Origin of the sequence: Corynebacterium sp. MC3 (assembly GCF_900099485.1) — a bacterium.
Classification (GTDB): Bacteria; Actinomycetota; Actinomycetes; order Mycobacteriales; family Mycobacteriaceae; genus Corynebacterium; species Corynebacterium pseudogenitalium.
On sequence record NZ_LT622815.1, the window covers coordinates 13467 to 25233 of the forward strand.

An 11767-nucleotide genomic window follows, 5' to 3' on the forward strand; every position below is an offset into this window, starting at 1 on the left:
GGAGAGCGTGTCTCAGAACAAGAACTCTTCACCACTGCTGAGCGACAAAGCAATTGAGGTCGCGCGAGAGGCCATCCTCGAGATCGCGGAAGGCGAGGTCGGCGCGCACATCGGTGTCGCTGGGCTCTCGAGCAACGTGGCCACGCACCGCTTCGAAGCGAGCGTGCCTGGCTACAACGGGTGGGAATGGAACGCGGTCGTCGCGTGTGCCACGGGCTCAACATGGGTGACCGTCAACGAGGTCGCGCTCATGCCGGCTCGTGACGCGCTGCAGGCGCCGGACTGGGTGCCGTACTCCGAGCGTCTTCGCCCCGGCGACCTCGGCCCCGGCGACATCATGGAGCCAGCGCCTGACGACGAGCGCCTGACCACAGACTCCTTTGCAAAGGATGCAGTGACGTTCCCAGGCAGGGAAACTGACCACTACCTCACGCAAGAAGGCCTCAACGCGGCGAAGACGCGGTGGCGGAAGGGCAAGTTTGGCCCTAATTCTGCGTTCGCCGAGCAGGCAACGCTGCACTGCCGGACCTGCGCGTTCTACATTCCAATGGAGCACCCAGTGGGGGAGAACTTCGGGGTGTGCACCAACGAATACTCTGCTGATGGCCGCATCGTCGCTGCATCCTACGGCTGCGGTGCCCACGCAGATACCAAGGCGCCGCGCCACGACGGGAAGTAACCCGCTAGAGCAGTGATGCCCGCAGCTGCCGGGTCTTATTGATCTCGCGGTGCGTCGGCAGTAGACCGCGCGAAATCATTCGGGGGCCAGGCTTGGGTGTGCCGTACTCCTGCCATTGCTCGACAAGCCGGGCACCCTGCACAGCATCGACGGCCCACGTCTCCTGGTGCATCAGGTCGAAGCGTGAGAAGCCGTCGTGCGCCTCATGCGTTTCGACGCCCGCCTCCTCCAACACACGCACAACCCCCTCCAGCGCGTATGACCCCGCGGTAGCAGGGTGCCCGGAGATGACCGCCCGCGTGGCGCTTGGAAATGTGATCAGTGGTTGGAGGAGTGCGGAGATGATGCGGCCGCTGGCGTCGGCAAGCAATCCGTCGTTGGTGCCCAGCGTTGCCGATGCGTGCAACTGCCACCCGAGGTCCGGCCCGTGCCTGTTCGGCTGCGCGCGCTGATCCCGGATTGGCTCCGCGAACATGGTGATCTCCGTGGAGGGCGCAGGCGCCGGGCGAAGCGTCAAGGACACATGGTCTCCCCTGACGTGGACGACCGCTTTGCGAGGGCCCGTAACCTGGCTGACCGTAACGCGGAGGCGTTCAAACTCCGAGTGCGAGATGCCGCAGCCGCGAAGCTTCGAGGTGAGCAGATCTGCATCTGCAACCATGCCTTGCGAAATGACAAAGCTGAATACATCCACTTTGGGCTCCAAGTCGAAATTATTAGGAAGTGTGTGCACTAAGGTAAAAGTCTATTGCAGGCTTTTGGCAGATAGATTTCAGCCGATGCATGCAACAACTTTGCTCTCTTTCATAACTTCCTCAACGAACTAAAGGGGATCTTCGCAGTGAGTATTCCAAGCGAATCTTCAACGAAGCAGCCCGCTAGCGGGCTTGATAAATTCTTCCATATCAGTGAGCGAGGCTCGAGCGTCGGCCGCGAAATCCGCGCCGGTATCGTGACCTTCTTTGCGATGGCGTACATCGTGCTCCTGAATCCTTTGATCCTGGGCACGAGCCCCGACCGCGAAGGTGTCGTGCTTGGTATCCCGCAGGTAGCTGCGGTGACGGCCCTTGCCGCCGGTGTGATGTGTATCTTGTTCGGCGTTATTGCTAAATATCCGTTTGGTATTGCTGCGGGCCTTGGCCTGAACACACTCGTTGCAGTGACACTCGTTGGGCAACAGGGCCTGACCTGGCCAGAGGCCATGGGCCTCATCGTGATTGACGGTATTATCATCTGCATTCTTGCGATTTCCGGGTTCCGTACCGCCGTCTTTGAGGCCATCCCGAACTCGATGAAGGTGGCAATGAGTGTCGGCATCGGCATGTTCATCGCGATGATCGGCTTGGTGGACGCCGGGTTCGTGCGCCGCATCCCTGACGAGGCACACACCACTGTCCCGGTGCAGCTGGGCTTCGGTGGTTCGATCGCCTCGTGGCCGACGGCTGTGTTTGTCATCGGCCTGCTCATCTGTGGCTTCATGGTGATCCGGAACATTCCGGGTGGGCTGTTCATCGGCATCGTCGCGACGACGATCATCTCGATGATTGTGGAGTCCTTCGTCGGTGCAGGCTCGTCCGCTGAGAATGACCACGGCTGGTCGCTCGCGGTCCCTGCGCTTCCGGATTCTTTGGGTGGCATCCCGGATCTGTCCCTCGTGGGCAAAATCGACATGGTTGGTGCCTTCGTTGAGGTCGGTGTCGTCGCCGCCAGCCTCCTGGTCTTCACCCTCGTGTTGGCGAACTTCTTCGACGCAATGGGCACCATGACGGCGCTCGGCCGCCAGGCCGGCCTGACCGACGAGAACGACAACCTGCCAGGCATGAAGAAAGCCCTTGTTGTTGAAGGCTTCGGCGCAGTAGTCGGTGGCGCGTTTTCTGGTTCCTCGAACACGGTGTTCGTGGACTCGTCCGCCGGCATTGCTGACGGCGCCCGCACCGGCCTCGCAAACGTGGTCACCGGCATCCTGTTCCTGCTGGCGATGTTCCTCACCCCGCTGTACAAAATCGTCCCAATCGAGGCCGCCGCACCGGTCCTCGTCGTGGTTGGCGCGCTGATGATGATGCAGGTCAGCAACATCGACTGGACCCGTTTCGACGTTGCCTTCCCGGCCTTCTTAACCATCATCATGATGCCGCTGACCTACTCGATTGCCAACGGCATCGGCGTCGGCTTCATCGCGTTTACCGTGATGGCGCTCTTCGCTGGCAAGCGTAAGGACATCCACTGGATCATGTGGCTGATTTCTGCGCTGTTCCTGATCTATTTCGCACAAGGACCGTTGATGTCGCTAATCTCGTAAAGCGTGAGCATAGTTATCGACGACCCCTCCGACCCCCGGCTTGACGATATCCGCGACCTGAAGCACTCAGACCGCGAGAAAGGCCTGGTGTTTGCGGAGGGGCCTCTTGTTGCGGGACGCCTTGTGGAGTCCCGCTTTCCTGTCCGCGCGGTGTTCGGCTTCGGTGGCCGCCTCCAGTCTTTTTTGGAACAGTACGGCGAGCGCCTCGAAGCGGAAGGAATACCGGTCTACGAGATCAGCCGCGCAGTGATGGGGGAGGTCGCCGGCTATGACATGCACCGCGGACTGCTAGTCTCCGCGGATAAACCCGAACCGCTGAGCGTCGAAGACGTCGTGGCAGATGCCCGCACCCTGGTGATTCTTGAGGGAGTGGGGGACCACGAGAACATCGGCTCCATCTTTCGCAACGCCGCCGGCATGGGCGTTGATGGCGTGCTGTTCGGTGCCGCCACCGCCGACCCGCTCTACCGGCGCAGCGTCCGCGTCTCAATGGGCCATGTGCTTCGCACTCCGTTTGCGCACTTCGGCGGCACCCCAACCACGTGGCAGCGCGAGCTCGCACAGCTGCAGGAACAGGGCTGGTGGCTGGTGTCGCTGACCCCTGCGGACGATGCCGTGTACCTCTCAGAGGCACTCAACGATCACGAGAAGGTGGCATTTCTCGTCGGCGGGGAAGGCCCTGGGCTCACGCAGCACGCAATGCGCGCGACCGATGTGCGCGCGAAAATCCCCATGGCGCCGGGGACGGATTCACTCAACGTGGCCACGGCTGCGGCGATTGCGTTCTACGAGCGCCAGCGCGACCTCATCAGCCGCGGTCTGCGTGGCGGATTTTCTCCGCAATCGTAGCCTTCAGGTCGCGGGCGCGACGACGTAGCCCGCGGCCAACGCGCTTTGCTGCTGCGACGGAGGCGTCGGCAAGCTCGGAAAACTCGTCACGCTCTGCCTCTTCGTCGTGCTGCTCGTAATCGTCGTACGTGTTGGTCTGCTCGGCGAACTTTGCCGCCACCTCGTTGACAGTCTTGGTGCGTGGGGCAGGAGCCTCGACTCTCGGCTCCGGGCGGCCATCCACCGCGTAGCCGATGATGTGCACATCCGGACCGTCCTCGCCGACCTCGATACCCAACCACGCGCGCTCAGCCTCGCGCATCAGCGCTGGCGGCTCGAACGGTAGCGAAATGCCGCCGAGCTGGGGTGCGGTTTCCCCGGCCCAGTACGGGGCCTCGAACGGGTCCGGCAAGCCGACGTCCTCGAAGACGTGGTCGCGGGTGGCAGAGAACGCGCGGCGCAGCGTCTCACCCTGGTAGTGGGCGATCGCCGCGTAGTCCGAATCGGTGCCTTCCGCGTAGACGTAGGTGTCAGCGCTAGGCAGTGCGGTGCGCAGCGCCTTGGCGGTTTCGCTGATGCGCTCCGCGTCCCTGACAAAGAAACGGACAACCGCAACTCCCGGGTACCCCGCGATGTAATACTCGTCCACACCAGGAACCGAGGAACGATTCAGCGGGAACTGGCCAATCGGGGTAATAGGCCACGCCGGGTTAACCTGTGCGAGCAGCTTTCGGCCGAACCCACGGTCCGCCTTCGGCTCGCCCTCGAGCACGTCCTCCGGGTGTGCGACGTTGACAAACCAGCAGGTAACCACGGCGTTATGAGACATAGCGGGGCCCTACTTTCGCGGCCGCTTCGTGTTTGTTCGGACCCCCAACAGGACATCTTCCCAGTGCGGAGTTACAGCTTTTCGACGCCTCTTCTGCGGCTGCGGTGCCTCATCCGGGTGCTGCAAGAAGTCACCGGTCGCGATTGCATCCTCGTCCGAAGCAGCGGGGGCGTCGGTGGCGTCTTCGCCCTCATCGACGTCTTGATCGATAGCCGTGAGTGAACGAACTGGCTGCACAAAATCCGGGTCTGTGAGGTCTGCAGCGATGGAGTTTCGCGCCTCCGTCGTCGGTGCGGAACCCATCTGGCGGTGGAAGGACCACAAGGCCTCGTTTTCGCTTAAGCCTGCCTGCCACCGGACATGCACCACCCAGTCATCGCCGGGCTCACGGGTTGCGTCCCAGGTGGCGTCGCTAAGCGAATGCCCGCGGGCAGCGAATGCGGTGGCGAGGATTTCGAACAGCGTCAGCTTCGCCGGGCCGTCCTCGCGCATCGGGTGCGACTGCTTTGCGGCCTCGGCAACCTGCGAGCGCTCCAGGAGCACCGGGTGGGCGTACGGGTCGATCCGGCTTTCAGCCACCCCCATCTCCTCAGCCAACTCGGATGGCTGGGTGCCGGAGCGGATGCGCGCCTGGATCTGGTTCGGGCGCATCGAAAGCGGGGTGGAGTACAGCGGGTCCGGTTCCGGCAGGCTGCGGGGCTTCTCCTCGGAGGCTGTCTCCGCTGCGTCCTCGGAGTGCTCGTCACCGAGTGCATTGTCAGCGTCAGCGGATGGTTCCTGCGCGTCCGGTGCAACCTCAAGCTCAGGCTTGATGGATTCCTCCTCAGCCACGGCCTGCATCTCGGAACGCGCGAGCTGGTAACGGATGCCCTCGTCATCTCGGAGGACGAAGAACGTCTCCGTGGACTCCTCATCCATGAGGTATAACTCGCGCATGTGGCTCCTTTCCGCTGACAAATACCTCCACCAGCTTAGCCCATTTGTTCTGGACTACTTCTGGCCCACGCCCTGTTCGATCAGATAGTCAATAGACTTGGTCAGGTGCTTGACGTCCTCGGACTTGATTGCAGGGAACAGACCGATGCGCAACTGGTTGCGGCCAAGCTTGCGGTACGGCTCCGTATCCAGGTAACCATTCTGGCGAAGCGCCTTAGCCAGCTCAGCTGCGTCGATGCGCTCGTCGAAATCGATCGTACCGACGACCTTGGAACGGGCTGCAGGGTCCTCGACGAACGGCGTTGCAAACTCGTGGTTGTCAGCCCACTTGTACAGCAGGGAGGACGAAGCCGTCGTGCGAGCAACCATCGCATCCAACCCGCCGAGCTCGTTCATCCAACGAACCTGCTCCGCCAGCATCAACAGAGGGCTGATTGCCGGGGTGTTGTACGTCTGGTTCTTCCGTGAGTTATCGACGGCCGTCTGCAAGTTCAGGAACGCGGGGATGAAGCGGCCAGACGCCTGGATCTTTTCAATGCGCTCCAGGGCGGCTGGGCTCATCACGGCGAACCACATGCCGCCGTCAGAAGCGAAGCACTTCTGTGGCGAGAAGTAGTAGACGTCCGCCTCGTGCACATTGACGGGGAGGCCGCCGGCGCCGGAGGTAGCGTCGATAACTACGAGTGCATCGGTGTCCGGGCGGCGAACTGGGACCATCGCGCCGGTGGAAGTCTCGTTGTGTGCCCACGCAACGACGTCGGCGTCGGCACCGTCGAGCTCGTGCGGCGAAGGTGCGGTGCCGGGTGCGGAGTCCACGATCTGCGGATCAGCCAGCCATGGTGCGGCGGCCGAGGCCTTCGCAAACTTTCCAGAAAACTCACCGAACGTCAGGTGTGCAGACTTCGTCTCGATGAGGCCGAAGGTAGCGGCGTCCCAAAAGGCGGTCGCGCCTCCGAGCGAAAACACGATTTCGTAGCCTTCCGGAAGGCTGAAGAAGTCGTGCAAACCTTGGCGGACCTCACCCACAAGATTCTTCACAGCTGGCTGGCGGTGAGAGGTACCAATGATGTCCGCGCCCTTCGCGATAGCCTCGAGCTGCTCCGGGCGAACCTTTGAAGGGCCGCAGCCAAAACGCCCATCGCTAGGAAGCAGAGCTGGGGGAAGAACCGGAAATGTTTGCATGACAGCCTTTCCTGTAACAGGGGGTAGAGAAACTTGACGACGCCACTCGCGTCTCACTGCATCTTATTACCCAACGACGCGCCCGGGGCGCCTTTCGCCAGCTCTTTTCCGGATACTTGAAAATCGAACAAATGGGGGTGTGGTGGTCAATAGATTTATTGAGTTGTGTCGGGCGAGTCACATTTTTTGCTAGCATTGCGGGAGTAAATTGCAACCTCCTTGCATCCCGCAAGGAATAGGGTTTCCGAAACTTCTGAGAAAGGTTTGCTATGGCTTCTGAAGGTCAAGACAAAGCTGTACTTCACTACCCAGGTGGCGAATTCGAAATGGACATCAAGTCCGCCACCGAGGGCAACGACGGAGTGGTGCTAGGCAACCTCCTCGGGGAGACTGGGCTTGTCACCTTCGATCCGGGCTACGTGTCCACTGGCTCGACCGAGTCGAAGATCACCTACATCGATGGCGCCAACGGCATTCTGCGTTACCGTGGCTACGACATCGCTGAACTGGCGCAGAATGCAACGTTCAACGAGGTGTCGTACCTCCTCATCAATGGCGAGCTTCCAACGACGGATGAGTACAAGAAGTTCAACTCCGAGATTCGTCACCACACGCTTCTCGACGAAGACTTCAAGGCCGCGTTCAACGTCTTCCCGCGCAACGCACACCCAATGGCGGTGCTGGCGTCGTCCGTGAACATTCTTTCTGCTTACTACCAGGACCAGCTGGATCCGCTCGACGAGGAACAGCTGGACAAGGCAACCGTTCGCCTGATGGCGAAGGTGCCGATGCTGGCGGCGTACGCATACCGTGCATCCCGCGGTAAGCCGTACATGTACCCAGACAACTCGCTGAACGCACGCGAGAACTTCCTCCGCATGATGTTCGGCTACCCAACCGAGCCGTACGAGGTTGACCCGATCCTGGTGAAGGCTCTGGACAAGCTGCTGATTCTGCACGCAGACCACGAGCAGAACTGCTCCACCTCCACGGTCCGCATGATTGCTTCCGCGCAGGCGAACATGTTCGTCTCCATTGCAGGCGGCATCAACGCGCTGGCAGGCCCGCTGCACGGTGGTGCAAACCAGGCTGTGCTCGAGATGCTCGAGGACATTAAGGACAACCACGGCGGCGACGCCACCGACTTCATGAACCGCGTGAAGAACAAGGAAAAGGGCGTCCGCCTAATGGGCTTCGGCCACCGTGTGTACAAGAACTACGACCCACGCGCAGCGATCGTCAAGGAGACCGCACACGAGGTGCTGGAGCACCTCGGTGGCGACGAGCTCCTGGACCTGGCGATGAAGCTCGAGGAGATCGCGCTGAAGGACGACTACTTCATCTCGCGCAAGCTCTACCCGAACGTAGACTTCTACACCGGTCTGATCTACCGCGCGATGGGCTTCCCGACGGACTTCTTCACCGTGCTCTTCGCCATCGGCCGTCTCCCGGGCTGGATCGCACAGTACCGCGAGCAGCTGGCGATGAACTCCAAGATCAACCGTCCACGCCAGATCTACACCGGCTACACGAAGCGTGACTTTGTGCCGCGTGACCAGCGATAATCTCTAGCGTTCACCGCCGGGTACGTATCTTCCTTTATACTTTGGGGATATGTACCCGGCGGTTTCGCCATGAATGAACGACGCAAGGAGTATTCACGTATGGAAAAGCCCACGATTGAGGTACCTGAAGCACCTGCCCCAACGGACCTTGTCATCGAGGATCTCGTAGTCGGCGACGGAGCCGAAGCTGTAGCAGGCGGTTATGTGCAGGTGCACTACCTGGGTGTTGACTATGCAACCGGTGAAGAGTTCGACTCTTCGTGGGACCGCGGCGAGGCCGCGGAGTTCCCGTTGGCTGGCCTCATCGCGGGTTGGCAAGAGGGCATCCCGGGGATGAAGGTTGGCGGTCGCCGCAAGCTGACGATTCCGCCGGAGAAGGCGTACGGCCCTGCTGGTGGCGGCCACCCGCTCTCCGGCCTGACGCTGGTGTTCATTATCGACCTGCTTGACGCGCGCTAAGGATTCGATATGCGCATTCCAGTGACAACACTCAACGACGGTTATGATTTTCCGCTGCTAGGTCTGGGCACTTACAAGCTGCAAGGTGAAGACTGCGTCAACATCGTGCGGCGAGCTATTGAGTTGGGCTACCGCCACATCGACACTGCCTCCTTTTACGGCAATGAGGAGCAGGTTGGTCGCGCGGTCGCCGACGCGATTGCGGCCGGTGATGTGACTCGCGAAGAGCTATTCATCACCTCGAAGCTATGGAACGATGACCAGACTCGTGCAGCGGAAGCCTACGAGGAGTCGCTGCAGCGGATGGGGCTCGAGTTTATCGATCTCTTCCTCGTGCACTGGCCGTGGCCGCAGCACGGGACCTTCGTGCAAGCGTACGAATCTTTGGTGCAGCTGCAGGGCATGGGCCGGTTGCAGTCGGTAGGCGTGGCGAACTTCTATGAAGAGGTGCTCGATGAGATCATCGCGCACACCGGCGTCGCGCCAGTGCTCAACCAGGTGGAGCTGCACGCAGGGTTTACTCAGCAGGAGCTGCGCGCCTATCACCAGGAAAAGGGGATTGTCACCGAGGCGTGGGCGCCGCTCGCGCGAGGCGCGAACCTTGACGATCCGGTGTTTACTCGCCTCGCCGAGAAGCACGGCCGGACCCCGGCGCAGATTGCGCTCGCGTACGTGATGAGCCTGGGATGCTCGGTTGTGCCGAAGACGGCGAATCCAGTTCGCCTCGAGGAGAATCTCGGGGCGGTCGAGGTCGAGCTTTCGCAGGAAGATATCGCAGCGCTCGACGCGTTGAGCGGCGAGCGGATGTCGAATGACCCGCGCGAGTTCCCGGGAGACCCTAGCTAGCACAAACGCAAAGACCCCGGTGCGGCGAGCCTTTACGCTCTGTGCACCGGGGTTTTGCCATGTCCTGGTGACGCTACTTTGCGTGATGCTACTTCGGCAGCAGCGCGCGCCAATCAAAGCGTGATGAAAGCTGGGAGCTGCCCAGGTCGCCAAGGGTGAAGCCGGGGCCACGTCGCCCAGGGGTCCACTGGCCCCAATCGGCGCTGTAGACGTTGTTGATGTCCACCGTGACGCCGTCGATCACTCCGGTCCACTTTGCTTTCTGGTGGATGTTTGCGCGCGGGTGCAGTTTGCCGCCGGAGCCCCAGTCGTGCTGCCAGAAGAACGAGCCGATGCCGTCCTCGATGCACCACTGGATCACGTTGATGTTTCCGTATACACCGGTCTGGTAGCCGCCAAGCGTCAGCGCCGCGGAGAACGCCCGGAGGTAGGGGCGGATCTGGTTCAGGTACTGGGAACGCGAGGGGTTGTCGTCGATCGCGATGCCCCCCCCTCCTCCCCCCCTCCCGCCCCCTCCACCTCACACCCGGCCCGCCGCCGCCCCCCACCCCCCGGCCCCCGCCGCCCCGCCCCCCCGGCGCCGCCGAGCCAGTCGGCGGTCTCGGCACGGCCGAACTGGTAGACGGACGCCGTGGCGAGGTCGTTCGCGGCGAAGTCCTGTGTTTCGCCCAGCGTGACGGGCTTGCCCAGCATCCAGTTCGCGCCGGGGCGGCGCTCCGACACGTAGCGGACAGCGCCGAGGTGCCCGGCGGCCTTTACTGCGCGACCGGACGGAACCCCGCCCGCGTAGTCGATCACGGTGCCGAGGATGCGGCCCTGGGCGTGGGCTTGCGCGGTGGCGCCAAGGGTTGCGCCCGCGAGAGCGAGTGCGGTGGTTTGAAGGAAGCGGCGTCGATTAAAAGTAGTCACACCCGTAACTCTAGCAACATTACTGTTGGGGTTGGGGAGCGCGGATTGTCCACGCGGCAATCGCCGTGGTGATCGGCACTGCCAGGACCAACGCGATCGCGCCGATACTCGAGCGCATGATCTCGGTGGCCACCACGTCGGAGGTGAGCACCTGGGTCAGCGGCCGGTCGGCGACCTGCAACAGCATCGACAGGGGGAGGGCAGCGCCCATGTACGCCAGGACCAGGGTGTAGACCATCGACGCAATGTGGTCGTGGCCGACCTTCATCGCGGAGGCGAACACGGCGCGGGGCCGAGCGTCGGGCGAAGTTTCGTAGAGCTCCTGCACCGTTGAAGCCTGCGCAATGGTGACGTCGGTGAGCACGCCGAGGGCACCGATGATGAATCCGGCGAGCATGATGCCTGGCACTTGCACCTGGGGGAGGTACATGTGGATGAGGAGGTTGTTTTCGTCGGCAAGGCCGCGCAGCTGCGTCGTATCGATGGCGAGGTGCGCGGCGAGTGCCGCGAGCCCCAGCGCGGTCAGGGTGCCAGCCAGGGCTGACGCGGACTTCCAATTCCTGCCGTGCACAACAAAGATGACAGGGAAGAGCACCGCGGCCCCCGTGACCAGCGAAAGTCCCACCGGGCTGTAGCCGAGCAGCAGCCCGGGGACCAGGAAGCCGAAGATGACAAGCAACGTACACAGTAGGCCGAAAATCGCGCGCACCCCACGCCATGCCCCAACCACGACGACGACCAGCAGCGTGAGCGCGAGCCACAGCCCAAGCGGTATCGAGCGATCCATGTCAAGGAAGGAGTACGAAGTCTCGGGGTTGTGGTGCACCGAGAGCACCACGCGGTCACCGACCGAAAGCTCCGGGGTACCCGGCTGCTGCGCTGTCTCGATCGTGGTGGTGCCTCCGGACTTGAGCTCTACGCGCAGGAAGTCGCACTCAGGGTGGTTCGGCGTTGCGACGCCACCACAGGAAGCCACCGAGTGTTCAATGACGGTGGCCTTGACGGTTTCCGCCGTCGACGTCTGGGTCTGCTCAAACCCGGGCAGGACTTCTGGCTGCTTGCCTCCCGGCCACAGTAGGGCGAGGCCCACTACCGTGGCGATGTCGGCAATCGCGAGGAACGCTACTAGCGCGCCGCGTGCCGTGCGCAGCGGGGATGGCGATGACTGGGTTGCGTGGCGTGCCAACGAAGCTCCCTTGTGAGAACAGTACTGGGACAATCAGACTGATTGTAGA

Annotated in this window: 11 protein-coding genes and 1 pseudogene; 6 read left to right on the forward strand and 6 right to left on the reverse strand. The window is 62.1% G+C overall.

What is annotated here, in order from left to right; genetic code table 11:
* Nucleotides 1-7: 7 nt before the first annotated feature.
* Nucleotides 8-679, forward strand: coding sequence for a DUF3027 domain-containing protein (locus BQ4436_RS06860; protein WP_369822037.1), 672 nt, complete (start codon nucleotides 8-10; stop codon nucleotides 677-679).
* Nucleotides 680-683: 4 nt separating this feature from the next.
* On the opposite strand, the gene BQ4436_RS06865 is transcribed toward BQ4436_RS06860, so the two are convergent.
* The gene (locus BQ4436_RS06865; protein WP_070976081.1) at nucleotides 684-1373 is read right to left on the reverse strand and encodes a hypothetical protein; all 690 of its coding nucleotides are present in this window, start codon (nucleotides 1371-1373) and stop codon (nucleotides 684-686) included.
* A 147-nt stretch (nucleotides 1374-1520) separates the two neighbouring features.
* Between BQ4436_RS06865 and BQ4436_RS06870 the strand changes: the two genes are divergently transcribed.
* Together BQ4436_RS06870 and BQ4436_RS06875 are read left to right on the forward strand one after the other, a co-directional pair.
* Entirely contained in the window at nucleotides 1521-2978 is a 1458-nt protein-coding gene (locus BQ4436_RS06870) for an NCS2 family permease (protein ID WP_255366151.1), read from the forward strand.
* A 9-nt stretch (nucleotides 2979-2987) separates the two neighbouring features.
* Nucleotides 2988-3827 carry a TrmH family RNA methyltransferase gene (locus tag BQ4436_RS06875; protein ID WP_070976443.1) on the forward strand — a complete coding sequence of 280 codons (840 nt, stop codon included), beginning with the start codon at nucleotides 2988-2990 and terminating at the stop codon, nucleotides 3825-3827.
* Here the strand turns inward: BQ4436_RS06875 and BQ4436_RS06880 are convergent.
* From BQ4436_RS06880 to serC, 3 genes are read right to left on the reverse strand one after another with little or no spacing between them, the layout of a single operon-like run.
* Complete coding sequence (locus BQ4436_RS06880; protein ID WP_070976085.1) at nucleotides 3787-4635, reverse strand: DUF6928 family protein; 849 nt, start codon at nucleotides 4633-4635, stop codon at nucleotides 3787-3789. The two genes, BQ4436_RS06875 and BQ4436_RS06880, sit on opposite strands and share 41 nt — an antisense overlap.
* Before the next feature lie 9 nt (nucleotides 4636-4644).
* A complete protein-coding gene (gene sepH / locus BQ4436_RS06885; RefSeq protein ID WP_070362857.1) occupies nucleotides 4645-5571 on the reverse strand; it encodes a septation protein SepH in 927 nt (308 codons plus the stop codon).
* Between the two features lie 54 nt (nucleotides 5572-5625).
* Nucleotides 5626-6753 (reverse strand): phosphoserine transaminase, encoded by a 1128-nt coding sequence (serC, locus tag BQ4436_RS06890; protein WP_070362856.1) that lies wholly within the window; start codon nucleotides 6751-6753, stop codon nucleotides 5626-5628.
* Nucleotides 6754-7022: 269 nt separating this feature from the next.
* On the opposite strand from serC, the gene BQ4436_RS06895 reads away from it, so the two are divergent.
* The 3 genes from BQ4436_RS06895 (at nucleotide 7023) to BQ4436_RS06905 (ending at nucleotide 9623) form a co-directional block, all read left to right on the forward strand.
* Nucleotides 7023-8318 (forward strand): citrate synthase, encoded by a 1296-nt coding sequence (locus BQ4436_RS06895; protein ID WP_070362855.1) that lies wholly within the window; start codon nucleotides 7023-7025, stop codon nucleotides 8316-8318.
* A 99-nt stretch (nucleotides 8319-8417) separates the two neighbouring features.
* Entirely contained in the window at nucleotides 8418-8777 is a 360-nt protein-coding gene (locus tag BQ4436_RS06900; protein ID WP_070362854.1) for an FKBP-type peptidyl-prolyl cis-trans isomerase, read from the forward strand.
* Between the two features lie 9 nt (nucleotides 8778-8786).
* Nucleotides 8787-9623: an aldo/keto reductase gene (locus BQ4436_RS06905; RefSeq protein ID WP_070362853.1), complete on the forward strand. Its 837-nt coding sequence runs from the start codon at nucleotides 8787-8789 to the stop codon at nucleotides 9621-9623.
* Between the two features lie 88 nt (nucleotides 9624-9711).
* On the opposite strand, the pseudogene BQ4436_RS11670 reads toward BQ4436_RS06905, so the two are convergent.
* Nucleotides 9712-10532, reverse strand: a pseudogene (locus tag BQ4436_RS11670) (glycoside hydrolase domain-containing protein).
* A gap of 19 nt (nucleotides 10533-10551) precedes the next feature.
* Entirely contained in the window at nucleotides 10552-11718 is a 1167-nt protein-coding gene (locus BQ4436_RS06920; protein ID WP_070976091.1) for a YibE/F family protein, read from the reverse strand.
* Nucleotides 11719-11767: the final 49 nt, after the last annotated feature.